The following is a 17,896-nucleotide window of genomic DNA, read 5'->3' on the forward strand; positions in this document are numbered from 1 at the left end:
GAATTGAAAAATGAAAAAGAAAAGTTTTGAAAATCCTTTTCTGATAGCATTTATAGTGTATTTGGTTATGAGCTTGGTTGTTATTTTTATTTTTACTGCTAAAATGAACAGATTAGAAGTATTCAAGACAAACTACAATGCCAAAATACCTAATATCTTTTTTGCTGAATACTCGCACAATCTCTCTGATGCAAAGGATATACTAAAGCATCTTGTAGAAGATCAAAATGTTGATTTTTCGTACCTGAGAGGGAGAACAGAAGAATATTTTTTAAACAATACATTGACAATGTCAATTGCAAAAGAACCAGATATCTTTGAAGAAAGGGATATTGGCAGGATAATTGATGAGAGGTATGAACTTGTTGTTAATGTGAGAGATTTTTTAAAAAAGATAGACGAAAAGATAATTGCGCACAAAGACAAAAATCTTATCCAGAAAACCAAACCCGATATTGAAAAGATAATATTTTTACTTGATGCTTTGAATGAAGATTTACAATCATTCAGAGATGAAAATACAAAAAAGGTTTTCAAAGAGTATGAGAAGGAGCTATTGGAGTATTTAAATAAGGCTGATAAAATGATTTTGCAAAGCTAAGTACAATTCAAACTGAGACTGCCTTAATAGGGCAGTTTTTTTATTGTTCTTTATTGACCCAATAGAGCATCTTTTGAACATCTAAAAAATTAAAAATTTTTCAAAAATAAAGAAGGGTTTTAGAAATTAATGTCGAAATATAATATTAAATCCCAGATTGATGCAAATTATTATAATAGGTGGGATATTATACATGAGAGCAAAATTTATTTTTGAAGTAAGTGAAAGTCAAAGTGAGTTACATAATCTTCCTGTCTATTACAGAACTGTTTTCATGAGCTTTTTAAAAAGAGCACTATCGCTATATAACAAGGATTACTTCGATAGAATTTACTGGTGGGGTGAAAAAAAGAACAAGTGGCAAAAACCTTTTGTCTTTGCCCTAAATCTTCCAAATATGAATTTTCAAGATGATACAGTTTATTTCAGAGGAGATATCATGTTCAATCTTTCAACATCTGACTATGAGTTTTTTGTAAACATGTATAACAGCTTACTCAATAGCAATCTTTATCCGTATCCTTTAACAGATAACTGCAAGATTGCACTCAAGCGAATGTATTTAGTAAAAGAACCGGAAAAGTTTGACTCAAAAATGGTCTTCAAAACATTTTCACCAATTTTGATTGAGAAAAAAGAAGGCAACAAAAAGGTGCCTGTTTTGCCTTTTGATGAAGGGTTTGAAGATGTTTTCAACGAAGTTGTTGATTTTGAAATAAGAAATGTTCGGCTTTTAAGAGGGCAAAATAAAGGACTGCACAAAAGACTAACTTTCAGACCAATAAATGTTCAAAAGACTGTTGTAAAACATAGAATCTCTGAGTTTGTTGAGAATACAGGTAAAGATATAATGTTTTTGACAGGGTTTTCTGGAATATTTGAACTATCAGGAGACCCGGAAGATTTAAAAGAACTGTATCAAAACGGCATAGGATTTAGGCGTGGCCAAGGGTTTGGATTTGTTGAGGTGGCAAAGTGAGCAATATAGTAAAAAAGGGGAATATTCAGAGATGTTGGAAAGAGTATATTTAGGAGATTGGGCTTATAATGCAGGAATAATTGGTTTTATTGAAATTATGCTGGATGGAGAAGATATAGCTTCTCAAAATATCATCACAATTGGCTCAAACTATATAGAGTTTGACAGAAATAATTTAAAAGGGTTTTCTGACAAGTTTTTTAAAAAAGCTTATCAGAGGTATCCCAGAACAGATGAGTTACTTGATTTGGGGAATAAATTATTGCAAAGATTAGAAAATAATGATTTTGATAAAAATTTAAAACAAGAAATAAGTAACTTTAAAAAGAGAGTAGAAGGATTTTCCAAGTTAAAGCAATTGGTAGATAGCTATAAGCTAACTTTGCCAAGAAATTTTAATAACGTTGACGCTGAACAGTATATATCTCAAATAATTGATTTATTGAATGCAAATAAACAAGAGTTAATCGAAGATAATGTTAAAACTTATCTTAAAAATACAAGTTCAATATGTGGTGATAGAAGTTTTCTAAATAGGAATTTTAAAGGAGAATTAAAAAAGAAATTTTTTGATGATTTTGAAGGACCAATAGTTAACCAAACAAATAGGCAAGACAAAAATCATGATTGCATCTTTTGTGGACTAAGACCTGCAAAAAAGGATGCTTTATTAGACACGGGACTTGTAAGCTTTTTGGGTGCTAATAAAGATAACAAGAATTTTTTCTGGAATTTCAAGCCGCAGCTGCCTATTTGTGAGATTTGTGAATTAATATACTTTTGCATATTTGCAGGCTTGACCGAATTTAGAATAGGACAAACCAAAAAGTTTTATTTTGTAGATAGGAATACCTCTGTGTTGGAGCTTTATCAAACAAATAAGCTGTTTATGGAGATGATGGCAAAAGAAGAAAACATATTAAAAGAAAAAGGTATTTTGAATTTTATTAATGACTATTTGTTGACAAAATTTAAAGAAGAAAGTAAATTTAGATTAACCAATAATATTATGTTCATTGAAATAGATTTAACTTCTTCTGTAGCACCAAAGCTTTATGGCTTTAGTATCACAAAACAAAAAGCAGAATTTATAAATTCAAACTATGATTTACTTAAAAAAACAACGGGAAGTTACATTAGAATTAAAGAAAATGTTTTATATCCTTTTAGCGAATTTATGCAAAAGTTTATAAACAATACATTAAGCTCTCAATTTTTATCGTTTTTAGAATACCAATACTTGAATTCCCAAAAACCAAATTCCAAGATAAAAACAAATCTTTCTCCTTATAGGTTACAAATTTACAACATGCTCATATATAAATATCTAAAAAGTGTAAAGAGAGGTGAAGATTTAATGGATGAAAAATGGTTGTGGAAAATGTATTTCTTTGGTCAAGAGCTGAAGAAAAAATTCTTGGAATCAAAAGCTGAAAATAAAGTGACCAGCCTTGCTTACAGATTAATTTCAGCTCTAAGGATTGGCGATATAAATACATTTATGAATCTTATTATTAGAACGTATATGAGCTATAGTATGGAAGTTCCTGCTTTGTTTGTGTCGTGTATCAAGAATGAAGAAAATTTTTGTGCACTTGGTTACAGCTTTGTAAATGGACTTCTTGGTGTTGAAATTGAAAAGGATGGAGAGATAGAAAACAGTGAGGAGGTTGAAGAGAATGTTTAAAAATGCAGGAATTACATTGACAGTTGTGTTTGAAGCGATGAGCTTGAACTATGGTGAGAGTATAGGAAACATTTCAGAGCTTAAAAAGCTTACGAGAGAAAATAAGGTATATACTTATATGTCGAGACAAGCTTTGAGATTTGAAAAGTACAAATTTATGATGGAAAACGCTGGTATCAAGGAAACTCCAGTAACAGGTGATGAGCAGGTGGTCCAGTTTAAAAAAGAAGCAACAATTACAGAGTATCCAGAGATAGACTTGTTTGGTTACATGAAAACATCAGGGCAAGGTCAAAATGCGCAAACACGAACAGCAGTTGTAAAAATCACACCAGCCATTTCTTTAGAAGAGTACAAGAATGATATGGAATTTGCTACAAACTTAAATTTGGCAAAAAGAGCAAATACTAATCCAAATCCATATCAGCTTGAACAGCACAAATCCTTATACACTTATACAGTAGCAATTGACTTGGACAGACTGGGTAAAGATTTTAATGAAAAGGGAGAATTGGTTGAAGAGATTCCAGCTGATGAAAAACTTAAGAGGCTTTGTAGCTTATTTGATGCAATAAAGTTTTTGAGCAGAGAAATTAAGGGAAGAAGAGAAAATTTAAGCCCGCTTTTTGTGATAGGAGGGCTTTATCCAGTAAAAAATCCATTTTTCTTAAATAGAATAAAGCTTATAAAAGAAGATTCAGCCTATGCAATTGATCCAAGGCTTCTTCGTAGCACATGTGAGCTAACTCTACCAAATGGGAAAAAGGTCTTTGATTACACTCTATTGGGAATATTAGAAGGCTTTTTTGTAAATGAGGAAGAGTTCAAAAAACTTCTCCCAGCTTCAAGTGGCACAATTGATTACTTCTTTGAGAATTTGAAGGAAAGAGCAAGAAAATATTATGAAGAGGGGACAGTTTAAAGATGCTCAATAGCCTTTTAAAAATTAAGATTTATCAGCCTTTTGCAAATTTCAGAAAACCATTTTCATATGGGATAGTAGACTCTTATCCTCTGCCACCACCATCTACTGTGAAGGGGTGGCTTCACAATATTTTAGGTGCTAAAAATGGTGAGTATTATGAAATGGCAGTATCAGTATGTGGGAGATTTAATTCTATTTCATATGATATTCAAAGGATAGTAAAATTTGATAGACTGAGGAAAGAAGACACTATTGCTCCTGTTGTAAATGAGGTTTCTGCAAGAGTACAGAATAGCATTATATATGTGACAAACCTTGTTGATGTGCAGCTGTGTATTCATGTAAATGCTGAAAGGAATGTTTTAGAAAAAATATACAAAAACATCTTTGATTCTTACTGGGGTTTGGGTCGAAAAGAGGATTTGATGAGGATAGACGAGATAAAATTCTTTGAGCCAAGAAAAGTAGAGTACAGAAAATATATAAAGAAAAGACCTCCAGAGATAGGAATGTATTTGAAAAGCTCAACTGCTGAGACACTAATGATTGATGGAATCAGATTCAGGCTCAACAATAGATATGAAAAGACCAAAGATGGTTTGAGGATATTTACTGACAAAAAAGATGTTGTTTTTGTTGAAACGTTGGTTCAGTTAAACCCAATGGCAATCATTGAAAAAGAGGTTTTTGTAGATGATGAGGACATTATCATTGATTTAATAGGTGATGAGATGTATGAAAATTGATATATATAAGGATATAGAACTTTATGCAAAGAGATTTAAAAGTAATAAGGGAAATAAGTATCAAACTATCTATCAACACACGATGGATTTATTAAACAATATGGAAAAACTATTTGAAGAGTATAATGAAGAGATTGAGGAAAGTTGCATAAAACTGCAAATAAATTACCAAAAGCTCAAATATCTTTTAAAATTAGCAATAATATATCATGACTTGGGCAAGGCAAATTCGAAATTTCAGCAAAAAATAAGGGATAAGACAAGAGTAAAGGAGGTACCTCAAGTTAAAGGTTTGTCTAAAGAGGTGCCTCATAACTTTATATCTATAGCTTTTGTCGATTTGGAAGATGAGATAACAGCAGGAAATATCACTGTTGAAGATTTAGAAAATCTACTTTTTGCAATTGCGTTTTCGCATGATAGAGATTTTGATTTTAATTGTCAGTATTTTGAAAAATATATTTGTGAAGATGTTTCAAAGTATATAGAGAATAAGACATTAAAACCATTATTAGAACTCCTTCCCTCAGTTCTTGATAGGGATTTAATAATAAATAATTCAAACTATACATACAGAGTAATTAACCAATTAAGAGAATTAATGCTCAAAGATTCATATAATTTTTCCAACAAAAATACAATTTTCAGGACATTTTTGAAAGGTTTATTGCACAGACTTGATCATTCAAGTTCTGCAGGAATTAGCACAGAAGAACCAAAAATTAAAAATTTTCCTGAAAAGGTTGAAGTTTATTTAAAAAGCAAGGGGAGTTTTAGTGGGTTTAAGGATTTTCAGAAAAAAGCAGTGGAACTTTCAGGAAGAAATATTATTTTATTTGCTCCGACTGGAAGTGGGAAAACAGAGTTTGGAATAAACTGGGCATTTAAAAGTAAGTTAATTTACACTCTTCCAATTCGTGTTTCGATAAATGCAATGTATGAAAGACTTGCGAAAATCTTTGGTGAAGATAAAGTTGGAATTTTACATTCTGATAGTATGATATATCTGCTTGAAAGATATATGGAAATATATCGTGAAAATCAAGAATTAGAAACTCTATTTGATAGTGTTGATCTTGCTAAGAATATGAGTCTACCAATAATTGTTACCACAGGAGACCAGATTTTTACCTCGGCTTTGAAGTGGCCAGGCTTTGAAAAGATTTATTCTCTGTTTTTATATACAAAGATTATAATAGATGAGCCGCAGAGCTATTCACCAGAATCTTTGGCAATTATAATAAAAGCATTACAAGAAATTATAAGTTTAAACGGCAAGTTTTGTTTGATGAGTGCAACAGTTAATCCACTTATTTTGAAATACCTTGGGAATTATGCTGATTATATACAAGCATATTCAGATGAGGAATTAAAAAAGAAATATTCTCATATTATTAAAATCAGGCAACTTTCAATTTTAGATTGTATTGATGAAATAATTGAATGTGGAAGGCGAAAAAATGTACTTGTTATATGCAATACCGTAAAAAGGGCACAGGAAGTTTACAAGGTTATACATGAAAATTTAAGAGGATTTGAAAAAATTCATGTTGAGCTTTTACATTCACGCTTTTTAGAAGGGCAGAAGACACAGAAGGAAAAAATTATTATTTCAAATCAGATGAGAAACGGGATTGTAATTTCAACTCAACTTGTTGAAGCATCGCTTGATATAGACTATGATATATTGTTTACCGAGCTTGCCTCAGCAGATTCTTTACTTCAACGAATGGGAAGAATATATAGAAAAAGACAATATGAAGAAGCGGTTCCGAATGTCATCATTTTAACAAAAGAGCCGAGTGGAATTGGAAAGGTATATCAGAAAGAAATTGTTGAGAGGACAGAAACATTTTTAAAAAAATTTCACGAGAATAAAATTACAGAGTATGATAAAAAAGAACTTAATGAGTATGTATATGATATCGATGCACTTTCAGCTACAAATTTTATAAACAAATTTAATAAAGCATATGAAATTTTAAAACTTGGATTTAGATCGGAGAAAAAAATTGAGGCTCAAAAAATTTTTAGAGATGTTGTTACGATATCAGGGATACCAAGAGAGGTATTTAACAAAAATATTGACGAGATAGAAGAAATTGTTGATAAGATAAACTCAAAAGATTTGAATTCTATTGAGAAATTAAAGTTAATTTCTCATATCAGAAAATATACAGTAACTGCCCCGCTATACTTTTTTGAAAAAGGTGGAATAAGCTGTTATGATAAAAAGTTAGGATTATATCTTCTTGATTGTGAATATGATGAACAATTGGGTTTAAAGCCACCAAAAGATATAGAAAAATCTGATATATGGTAAAAACCAATTGGAGTGGTGAAAGTGGAAGACGCCATGGAATTTTCTGACCTCAAGTTCCAAGGAATAAAAATCAACTACCTTTACATCTGCAAAAGAAAACTTTGGCTATTTAGCAAGAACATAACTTTTGAGAACAAGTCTGACAAGGTGCTTCTGGGCAAAGTGTTGCATGAGTACTCGTATCCCAAAGAGAATACAAAAGAGGTTTTGATAGACAATCTTATCATGATAGATATTTTATCAGATGGCAGCATCAGAGAAGTAAAGTACAGTAGTAAGATGAAAGAAGCTGATATAATGCAGGTTATGTACTATCTTTACTATCTTAAGCAAAAAGGAATTCACAAGCAGGGGATAATAAATTATCCCAAGGAAAAAAGAAAAGAAGTGTTAGAACTTACACCTGATTATGAAGAAAAAATAAAACAGGCACTAAGAGAGATAGAAGAGATAACAACAAAATCAATTCCGCCACCTGCGCAAAAACAAAAGATTTGTAAGTCGTGTGCGTACTTTGAGTTTTGCTGGGGGTAAAATCATGCAGAAAACATTGTATATTACTTCAAATGGAAGGCTACGAAGACATGAGAATACTTTGTATTTTGAATCTGGGGAAGAAAAAAGAGCAGTTGATATAGAAAATATTGAGCAAATTCACATCTTTGGAGAGGTAGATTTGAACACAAAAGCTTTAAATTATATCTCTCAATATGGAATTATTCTTCACTTTTACAATTATTACGGATTTTACTCTGGAAGTTTTTTGCCTCGCAAGAAAAATGTATCTGGAGAAGTAGTAGTAAGACAGGCTCTGCATTATCTAGAGAGAGAAAAAAGATTGTTTTTGGCATATTGTTTTGTTGAATCAGCTGTGCATCACATGATGCGAAACTTAAGAGAAAGAAAAGAAGCTGAAGCCTTTTTGACTGCAATTGAAGATGAGTGGGAAAAGGGAAGATTTGCTATATCGAGCGTTACAGAGCTGATGGGCCTTGAGGGGAGAATTCGCAATATATACTATCAATCTTTCAATCAGTTTTTACCAGATGATTTTGCAATTGAAAAAAGAGAAAAAAGACCACCTACAAATCCTATTAATGCTTTGATTTCGTTCGGGAATAGTCTGATTTATAGTCATACACTTTCTCAGATTTATCAAACCCAGCTTGATCCAACAATTAGTTTTTTGCATGAACCAAGTGAAAAGCGATTTTCTCTAAGTCTTGATATTTCAGAAATTTTTAAACCACTGATTGTTGACACTGTAATATTCAAACTTCTAAATAACCATCAAATTACTCTTGAACATTTTGATGAAGATTTGAATTATTGTTATCTTAATCAAGATGGAAGGAAGATATTTATAAAAGAGCTTCAAACCAAGCTTGAAACCACAGTGCGACACAGACAGCTCAATAGAAATGTTTCTTACAAGGGTTTTATAAGACTTGAATGCTATAAGTTGATAAAGCATTTTATAGGTGATCAGGTTTACTCGCCACTTAAGGCATGGTGGTAGATAAATTCAAGGGAGTGAAAAAAGATATTTGTCATAGTCACATATGATATCAATGAAAAAAGAGTTAACAAGGTGAGAAAGATTTTGAAAAAGTACTTCACATGGGTTCAAAACTCAGTGTTTGAAGGTGAAATTACGCTGGGCAAGCTTGAAAAATGTAAACGTGAACTTTTATCGGTTATAGAAAAAGATGAAGATTCAGTGTATTTTTATGAAATGGAATATAAACTTGTGTGCAATAAAAAGATTTTAGGTCAAGAGAAGAATTATGATTCTATTATAATTTAAAAATTTCAGGCCAAATCTATTGATGAACTCGTATTCCATAATAATCCATTTTGCAGCGAGGCTTATAACTATTTTAAAGTTTCTATCTTCTTTTCCTCCAAGCTTCTCAAGACTCTTTGCTATTTTATTACAAAAACCCAACTATCCCCTCGCTGCAATTTATTCTTATTGTGGAAAATTTGCTGATAGGGTATAATATAGATGTAAGATGGGAAAAGGGATATTTATTATTAATGGGTTTTATCTGAACTATGAGGGATGTAAACTCTTTTTTCTCTTTAACAAATCTTGATATGCCAACTCTGTTTTATCTGAACTATGAGGGATGTAAACAACGACAAGCTAACGTACAGGAAAAACTCCCATGACGGTTTTATCTGAACTATGAGGGATGTAAACGTTCAATTCTGATTATATCAGACTTAAAGTCCGTTGGTTTTATCTGAACTATGAGGGATGTAAACTCAGTAGAATTTTTAAAAGATTATTTGACTTTAGGTGGGTTTTATCTGAACTATGAGGGATGTAAACGACAATAGATTATACGTGCACGTTTCAAACGGCAAAGGGTTTTATCTGAACTATGAGGGATGTAAACGTTCTAAGTCATCAATTAACTCATCAATTATTTGTACGTTTTATCTGAACTATGAGGGATGTAAACAGCAGACACACTCTATCAAATTCCCTGCCGTCTGTTCGTTTTATCTGAACTATGAGGGATGTAAACGTATATGATTTAGAGAAGAACGATATAAGGTCGTTTAGTTTTATCTGAACTATGAGGGATGTAAACTGATATATCAAATACACCTTAAAGCCATCATCATGACGTTTTATCTGAACTATGAGGGATGTAAACAGGGGCGGGGGAAGAAAAAAGAAAAAAAGCTATCGGTTTTATCTGAACTATGAGGGATGTAAACTTCTTTTATTTGAATATCTTTACTTTAGTCGCTATAGTTTTATCTGAACTATGAGGGATGTAAACACTCAAACAATTTGAAGAACGATACGAAATATTAAAAGTTTTATCTGAACTATGAGGGATGTAAACATACTATATCATAGCCCAATTTCCTACTCTGACTAAAGTTTTATCTGAACTATGAGGGATGTAAACACATTCGATACAAAGTCATTCTCATCATCAAAAGCAGGTTTTATCTGAACTATGAGGGATGTAAACTGCAAGCATTACTATTGCCTCTTCCCTCGTTATAATAGTTTTATCTGAACTATGAGGGATGTAAACACATCACGCATTAAATTATACTGTCGTATAGTAACTTGTTTTATCTGAACTATGAGGGATGTAAACGAGGCTATATTATTATTTTTAGAAGCTTCTTTGCTTAGTTTTATCTGAACTATGAGGGATGTAAACTTATACACCCTAACACTGCCAATTGTCAATATATTTAAGTTTTATCTGAACTATGAGGGATGTAAACTTGAAAGTGCATGTGCGTGTTACATTTTGGTATGGTGAGGTTTTATCTGAACTATGAGGGATGTAAACACGTATAATTTAACTGCTACAAGCGGTAAGGACTATGGTTTTATCTGAACTATGAGGGATGTAAACAATTTTCTTTCAAATCATTTATACTCACATCTTTTATAGTTTTATCTGAACTATGAGGGATGTAAACAATACTACTAATTTTTCTTGTATACCCATACTCAAAGTTTTATCTGAACTATGAGGGATGTAAACAACCATTGTGGCGAATCCTTTTCCATATCTATCTGGTTTTATCTGAACTATGAGGGATGTAAACTAAATGTATCGAAACTGTCTAAGCGATCAGGAACTAAAGTTTTATCTGAACTATGAGGGATGTAAACTCCCATTACTCCATTCAATTCCTGTTGCATCTTATTGTTTTATCTGAACTATGAGGGATGTAAACAAAAAATCTTTTTTAGAAAAGATTTTTCATTTTCTTGTTTTATCTGAACTATGAGGGATGTAAACGATACTATTCGAATGCACACCAGAAAACTTATTTTAGTTTTATCTGAACTATGAGGGATGTAAACGTGCAATTAAAAACTTTATTTGCGTATTTGAATTATTGTTTTATCTGAACTATGAGGGATGTAAACCACACCAAACAGCAGTAAACTCTAACATGTCTTCAATGTTTTATCTGAACTATGAGGGATGTAAACGTGCTTCATCTATTACTAAAAGACAACTACCTTCCTTGTTTTATCTGAACTATGAGGGATGTAAACGAGAAGCCTGTTTTTGATTTTAATTTTAAGTTGTTGGGTTTTATCTGAACTATGAGGGATGTAAACCTTCAGCTATAGCCTGTGCTATCTTGTCCTGAACATTGTTTTATCTGAACTATGAGGGATGTAAACGATTCTCCTTTTCGAACTATAACATTTCCGGTGCAAGTTTTATCTGAACTATGAGGGATGTAAACGCTGTTGTAATTGCAAAATATATAGCTCGTTTAGCAGGTTTTATCTGAACTATGAGGGATGTAAACATAGCCAAACATCACCTCGTTGAGTGCAAGGTTGAGGGTTTTATCTGAACTATGAGGGATGTAAACCTACAAAATCACCAAAAGCCCACGCATTAATGATGTAGTTTTATCTGAACTATGAGGGATGTAAACTTCTTTCTGTGTATGATATCTTTGTAATAAATTTGGTTTTATCTGAACTATGAGGGATGTAAACAAAGGCTTGTCGAGGAAGCATTAAAAGAACTTTTTGGTTTTATCTGAACTATGAGGGATGTAAACAGGGGTTAGTTTATGCGATAAAAGTTGAAGAGTTTTGGTTTTATCTGAACTATGAGGGATGTAAACTATCTCTGCCCCTGAACTATTTAATTTTCTAACATTTGTTTTATCTGAACTATGAGGGATGTAAACTTTCTTTACAGTGATTCTTATTTTGCCCTCAACAAGTTTTATCTGAACTATGAGGGATGTAAACCATTTTTTGTCTCCTCCAGTTTTCTTAGTGTTGCTTCGTTTTATCTGAACTATGAGGGATGTAAACTTGTCAATAGACTTGAAGTTCGAAAAATCGAACTTCAAGTTTTATCTGAACTATGAGGGATGTAAACGTTTGGGGCACTCTTCAGGGGCGCCTTGCTTTCCCTGGTTTTATCTGAACTATGAGGGATGTAAACCCGGTTGCGGTTTTCTTATTTTTCGCTGGAGGCTTTCGTTTTATCTGAACTATGAGGGATGTAAACGTTCTAAGTCATCAATTAACTCATCAATTATTTGTACGTTTTATCTGAACTATGAGGGATGTAAACTCGCTATCTCAGCATCAGTTCGGGCACGGTTGGAGATGTTTTATCTGAACTATGAGGGATGTAAACTTTTTCTATCTTTTCAGCTTTAACAATTTCACAATGTTTTATCTGAACTATGAGGGATGTAAACCACTTACTTTTTGTTTTACAACCTCGTTTATTTGCTCGTTTTATCTGAACTATGAGGGATGTAAACGTCGTTTTGCAGCCTGTAAAAAAGTTAGCTGATATGGTTTTATCTGAACTATGAGGGATGTAAACGTCTTTATAGCTGGATGAACAACGTCAAAAGCAATTGGTTTTATCTGAACTATGAGGGATGTAAACCACAGTAAGAGAAAAGCTAAAAGCTCTAAAAATCAATTGTTTTATCTGAACTATGAGGGATGTAAACTCCTATAGGGAGTACAGAACTATAAGAATAAGAACCGCGTTTTATCTGAACTATGAGGGATGTAAACTTGTACGTGCGGCTTCCACCGCCTCTGTTTCCATGTCAGTTTTATCTGAACTATGAGGGATGTAAACATTATTATCCTTAAAAATTCTTTGCCAGCCCGCGTTTGTTTTATCTGAACTATGAGGGATGTAAACATTCAGTAACGGTTTGTTCAGGTACTTTAGGTGAAACGGTTTTATCTGAACTATGAGGGATGTAAACTATTTACTTGTATTCCTGCTCACATTAGCCAAAACGGGTTTTATCTGAACTATGAGGGATGTAAACACCGCTGCGACCTGCAGCGTAAATTGTGTTTTGAGGCGTTTTATCTGAACTATGAGGGATGTAAACAGTGTGGTGCTTTGAAAAAAAGGCAAAAACAAAACTGAGTTTTATCTGAACTATGAGGGATGTAAACCTTTCTTTTTTAAAAAATCAATTATTTGAGACAATCCGTTTTATCTGAACTATGAGGGATGTAAACTTGATGGTTTTAAAGAACCACCGGGATGGTTATGCGGTTTTATCTGAACTATGAGGGATGTAAACAAATTGTGGCGGAAAAAATTTTGAGTTATACTTTCGGTTTTATCTGAACTATGAGGGATGTAAACTTCTTCTTTGCTTTTTTTGTCTTTCATTATGAAGCTGGTTTTATCTGAACTATGAGGGATGTAAACTTGAAACTATATCGGGTTGTGGGTCTACAGAAAAATGTTTTATCTGAACTATGAGGGATGTAAACACAGCTCTGGACAACACGGATATGTCGGACGTACCGGTTTTATCTGAACTATGAGGGATGTAAACCGTAACGAAAGAGAAGGGGAATATCTTACTAATACAGTTTTATCTGAACTATGAGGGATGTAAACATAGAGCTTTAGAGATAGTTAAAAAGGCTATGGAGAGTTTTATCTGAACTATGAGGGATGTAAACTTTGAATATATTTCAAGAAAAGGAATTGTTTGTTGTGGTTTTATCTGAACTATGAGGGATGTAAACAATTAGAAGAAATTAATAGAGAATTATCAAATTTAGGTTTTATCTGAACTATGAGGGATGTAAACGAACAAAGAAAACTTTATAATGCTATTAGAAAAGAAGGTTTTATCTGAACTATGAGGGATGTAAACAATTGTGGAGAGGTTATAGTGTTAGAGGGGGATAGTGCGTTTTATCTGAACTATGAGGGATGTAAACATGTCGAGACTTTTAGACATTGCTATAAATGAATTGTGTTTTATCTGAACTATGAGGGATGTAAACAGAATGACTATTTTAGGGTTTGATACGGGTGTTTTATGTTTTATCTGAACTATGAGGGATGTAAACAGTCCTAAAATTTGGAAATGATGGCAGGGGGTTCAGAGTTTTATCTGAACTATGAGGGATGTAAACCACAATAGGTTCTCTTTTTATTCCCACAGGTATGTTTTATCTGAACTATGAGGGATGTAAACTTGTAATTTTTTGCTTCATCTTCTTTACCTATTAATCTGTTTTATCTGAACTATGAGGGATGTAAACATTGATGAAAGACGTAAGCGAGAGTGAGGAAGGTTTTGTTTTATCTGAACTATGAGGGATGTAAACCTATAATAGGGTTCATCCTGATAGAAACTGGACATAAGTTTTATCTGAACTATGAGGGATGTAAACTTATCAAGCATAACGAAAGCATTATCGTCGAGTAAAGGTTTTATCTGAACTATGAGGGATGTAAACTCTATTGAATTATTATCATAATTTACTTTAAAAATTTTGTTTTATCTGAACTATGAGGGATGTAAACTACTCTTAAATTTAGAAAACACAATACATTTTTCTTCAGTTTTATCTGAACTATGAGGGATGTAAACAAAACTTTCTCATATTCAGGCTTAACAACCCATGTATGTTTTATCTGAACTATGAGGGATGTAAACTTGCATGGGAACAAGTACGTAATAATTAAAAGTGGTAGTTTTATCTGAACTATGAGGGATGTAAACACAGCAGAATCATTAGAAGAGTTAGAAAAGCTAATTAAGTTTTATCTGAACTATGAGGGATGTAAACTAATTATTTTACTTGGTTATTAGTTTAATCATTAGTTTTATCTGAACTATGAGGGATGTAAACTATACACAACCTCCTTTTTGTGTTCAAAAGTATTTACAGTTTTATCTGAACTATGAGGGATGTAAACGATTTGAACAAGTTAAAATCTTCGAGGTATGGATATGTTTTATCTGAACTATGAGGGATGTAAACAAAGCATAGTTGTTAAGAACAAAATTTATCAACTCTTGTTTTATCTGAACTATGAGGGATGTAAACGTAAGATTCAACTATATTGTTAAAATAATTAGTCTGCGTTTTATCTGAACTATGAGGGATGTAAACCTTTATTACTCAAAAAATATTCATAAGCCCTGTTTAAGTTTTATCTGAACTATGAGGGATGTAAACCTAATTCCCAATTCCTTTTAAATATATACGAATCTTTGTTTTATCTGAACTATGAGGGATGTAAACATACTTATCTCTTCTAAATGGTATCCGTCATAAATTTGTTTTATCTGAACTATGAGGGATGTAAACTAGTAATGCACTGTAACTTTTACCAGAACCTGGTGTAGTTTTATCTGAACTATGAGGGATGTAAACATAATCAAACGGCAAACTAAAAGGAAACTTTCTCGATATGTTTTATCTGAACTATGAGGGATGTAAACATGAATGAGATAGCTAATTTACTTAATTCTGAAGATGGTTTTATCTGAACTATGAGGGATGTAAACTTCGGCAAGTACCCATGAATGGTGAACAGTCCGTTATGGTTTTATCTGAACTATGAGGGATGTAAACCATACTAACGTATGCGTTAACACTGATTGCGGCTAAGTTTTATCTGAACTATGAGGGATGTAAACAATTTTTTTGCGACGTTAGTAAAGCTTAGTCGTTAGGGTTTTATCTGAACTATGAGGGATGTAAACGTTAATAGTGAGTACAGTTGCAGTGCGTTTCCCTGTCTGGTTTTATCTGAACTATGAGGGATGTAAACAAGCTTTCTTTTTTTTTTTCTTTTAAGCTCTCTTCCTGTTTTATCTGAACTATGAGGGATGTAAACTATCTAAAAACTGAATAAATCTCTCCTCAGATACATTTGGTTTTATCTGAACTATGAGGGATGTAAACTTCTCAATCTATCAATTTTATAGTCTATGAAAAATATGTTTTATCTGAACTATGAGGGATGTAAACACTTTCTTTTGTCTTATCCATAATAAATGAGTTTTTAGTTTTATCTGAACTATGAGGGATGTAAACGATAATTTTATAGATTGTTCGTCGAAGAATGTTAAGGAGTTTTATCTGAACTATGAGGGATGTAAACGATATTCTCTTCTTTTCGAACTCTGCACATTTGGCTCGTTTTATCTGAACTATGAGGGATGTAAACACATTTAACTTGAGAGATGTTTGTGATGCAGTTATAGGTTTTATCTGAACTATGAGGGATGTAAACCGTATTACTTGTAAATATTTTACGCTTGTCATTTTTTCGTTTTATCTGAACTATGAGGGATGTAAACGTAGTAAAGGTGAGTATTTTAGGTGATGATGTGAGGGGTTTTATCTGAACTATGAGGGATGTAAACATAGCATAACTAAAAACTTTTCTATCAAAATCTTCACGTTTTATCTGAACTATGAGGGATGTAAACGATAGAGGGTTATTTGAAAGAGACAGCTAAGCATTTTGTTTTATCTGAACTATGAGGGATGTAAACATGGATTGGAACGAGCAGGAGCAGAAATATAACTGGGGTTTTATCTGAACTATGAGGGATGTAAACTTTATATCCTATGTAAGTTCGACAGAAGCACTATAGTGGTTTTATCTGAACTATGAGGGATGTAAACAGGAACTTTTTCTAAAATAATTACCTTCTGTCCTTTGTTTTATCTGAACTATGAGGGATGTAAACAGAAATTATTCTAATGCTGAAGGTAAAATTACAAAAAGGTTTTATCTGAACTATGAGGGATGTAAACATAATTTTAATGATTTTTATGCGAGGGCTGATTTAAGTTTTATCTGAACTATGAGGGATGTAAACATGGATTGGAACGAGCAGGAGCAGAAATATAACTGGTTTTATCTGAACTATGAGGGATGTAAACGTGAGGATAAAGGGAGATATGAGCTCAGGTCTAAAAAGGTTTTATCTGAACTATGAGGGATGTAAACATAATTTTAATGATTTTTATGCGAGGGCTGATTTAGTTTTATCTGAACTATGAGGGATGTAAACTAACAACAGCTGCCTCTGTATTAGCTACCTCACCAATAGTTTTATCTGAACTATGAGGGATGTAAACTCAGCAAGATACCAGATAAGAATTCGATCATTTTCTGTTTTATCTGAACTATGAGGGATGTAAACAAGCAGGAAGTTGGGTTATGATGTAGTGCTGATTACGTTTTATCTGAACTATGAGGGATGTAAACAATGTTAGGGGGTTAGTTTTTTATTTTGTAGTAACAGGTTTTATCTGAACTATGAGGGATGTAAACATAGGCTGTATGCATTAGGGTTAATAGATCGGATAAGTTTTATCTGAACTATGAGGGATGTAAACATATACCTGACATTATTAAATTTAACAGTGCTATTAAGTTTTATCTGAACTATGAGGGATGTAAACACGTATAATTTAACTGCTACGAGCGGTAGGGATTATGTTTTATCTGAACTATGAGGGATGTAAACAATTTTATAAGTGGTTTGAGTGATTATGATATAGTAGTTTTATCTGAACTATGAGGGATGTAAACGACGGAAGCTATAAATTGTCGATAACAGCTTTAGTAGTTTTATCTGAACTATGAGGGATGTAAACTATTATCAGATAAAGTTCCTTTCAGGACCAAATCTTGGTTTTATCTGAACTATGAGGGATGTAAACTCAGAATCTCTAAAAATATTCTTTCTAATTATACTGGTTTTATCTGAACTATGAGGGATGTAAACCATTATAAACATTATGTTTGCGTAAAGTGTTTTTAAGTTTTATCTGAACTATGAGGGATGTAA

At 32.5% G+C, this 17,896-nt stretch carries 9 protein-coding genes and 1 CRISPR repeat array (1 of these 10 running past the window's edge); all 9 genes read left to right on the top strand.

All coding sequences use genetic code 11. The annotated features are described in order from the left end of the window. Positions 1-10 precede the first annotated feature (10 nt). The 9 genes from COB47_RS00565 to cas2 all read left to right on the top strand — a co-directional run bounded on the left by COB47_RS00565 (position 11) and on the right by cas2 (position 9,068). A complete protein-coding gene (locus COB47_RS00565; protein WP_013289491.1) occupies positions 11-601 on the top strand; it encodes a hypothetical protein in 591 nt (196 codons plus the stop codon). Positions 602-794: 193 nt separating this feature from the next. Next, positions 795-1,580 (top strand): CRISPR-associated endoribonuclease Cas6, encoded by a 786-nt coding sequence (cas6, locus tag COB47_RS00570; RefSeq protein WP_013289492.1) that lies wholly within the window; start codon positions 795-797, stop codon positions 1,578-1,580. Between the two features lie 31 nt (positions 1,581-1,611). After that, a complete protein-coding gene (gene cas8a1 / locus COB47_RS00575; RefSeq protein ID WP_013289493.1) occupies positions 1,612-3,267 on the top strand; it encodes a type I-B CRISPR-associated protein Cas8b1/Cst1 in 1,656 nt (551 codons plus the stop codon). Then, positions 3,260-4,189 carry a type I-B CRISPR-associated protein Cas7/Cst2/DevR gene (cas7i, locus tag COB47_RS00580; RefSeq protein WP_013289494.1) on the top strand — a complete coding sequence of 310 codons (930 nt, stop codon included), beginning with the start codon at positions 3,260-3,262 and terminating at the stop codon, positions 4,187-4,189. The genes cas8a1 and cas7i overlap by 8 nt, the downstream gene beginning before the upstream one ends. 2 nt (positions 4,190-4,191) lie before the next feature. Beyond that, a complete protein-coding gene (gene cas5b, locus COB47_RS00585) occupies positions 4,192-4,938 on the top strand; it encodes a type I-B CRISPR-associated protein Cas5b (protein WP_013289495.1) in 747 nt (248 codons plus the stop codon). Continuing rightward, complete coding sequence (locus tag COB47_RS00590; RefSeq protein WP_013289496.1) at positions 4,928-7,261, top strand: CRISPR-associated helicase/endonuclease Cas3; 2,334 nt, start codon at positions 4,928-4,930, stop codon at positions 7,259-7,261. Before cas5b ends, COB47_RS00590 begins: the two co-directional genes overlap by 11 nt. A 21-nt stretch (positions 7,262-7,282) precedes the next feature. Beyond that, positions 7,283-7,795 carry a CRISPR-associated protein Cas4 gene (gene cas4 / locus COB47_RS00595; protein ID WP_013289497.1) on the top strand — a complete coding sequence of 171 codons (513 nt, stop codon included), beginning with the start codon at positions 7,283-7,285 and terminating at the stop codon, positions 7,793-7,795. A gap of 4 nt (positions 7,796-7,799) precedes the next feature. Next, positions 7,800-8,780 carry a type I-B CRISPR-associated endonuclease Cas1b gene (gene cas1b / locus COB47_RS00600; RefSeq protein ID WP_013289498.1) on the top strand — a complete coding sequence of 327 codons (981 nt, stop codon included), beginning with the start codon at positions 7,800-7,802 and terminating at the stop codon, positions 8,778-8,780. Positions 8,781-8,804: 24 nt separating this feature from the next. Further along, positions 8,805-9,068 (top strand): CRISPR-associated endonuclease Cas2, encoded by a 264-nt coding sequence (cas2, locus tag COB47_RS00605; RefSeq protein ID WP_013289499.1) that lies wholly within the window; start codon positions 8,805-8,807, stop codon positions 9,066-9,068. Between the two features lie 237 nt (positions 9,069-9,305). Continuing rightward, positions 9,306-17,896: direct repeats of the CRISPR family, unit length 29 nt; unit sequence GTTTTATCTGAACTATGAGGGATGTAAAC; it runs 3,095 nt beyond the window's last position.

This window comes from Caldicellulosiruptor obsidiansis OB47 (assembly GCF_000145215.1).
In the GTDB taxonomy this organism is placed as follows: Bacteria; Bacillota; Thermoanaerobacteria; order Caldicellulosiruptorales; family Caldicellulosiruptoraceae; genus Caldicellulosiruptor; species Caldicellulosiruptor obsidiansis.

Coding starts and splice junctions, on each gene's coding strand:
- cas5b (WP_013289495.1), top strand. CDS start 4,192: ATGCTCAATAGCCTTTTAAAAATTAAGATTTATCAGCCTTTTGCAAAT.
- cas1b (WP_013289498.1), top strand. CDS start 7,800: ATGCAGAAAACATTGTATATTACTTCAAATGGAAGGCTACGAAGACAT.
- COB47_RS00565 (WP_013289491.1), top strand. CDS start 11: ATGAAAAAGAAAAGTTTTGAAAATCCTTTTCTGATAGCATTTATAGTG.
- cas6 (WP_013289492.1), top strand. CDS start 795: ATGAGAGCAAAATTTATTTTTGAAGTAAGTGAAAGTCAAAGTGAGTTA.
- cas8a1 (WP_013289493.1), top strand. CDS start 1,612: ATGTTGGAAAGAGTATATTTAGGAGATTGGGCTTATAATGCAGGAATA.
- COB47_RS00590 (WP_013289496.1), top strand. CDS start 4,928: ATGAAAATTGATATATATAAGGATATAGAACTTTATGCAAAGAGATTT.
- cas7i (WP_013289494.1), top strand. CDS start 3,260: ATGTTTAAAAATGCAGGAATTACATTGACAGTTGTGTTTGAAGCGATG.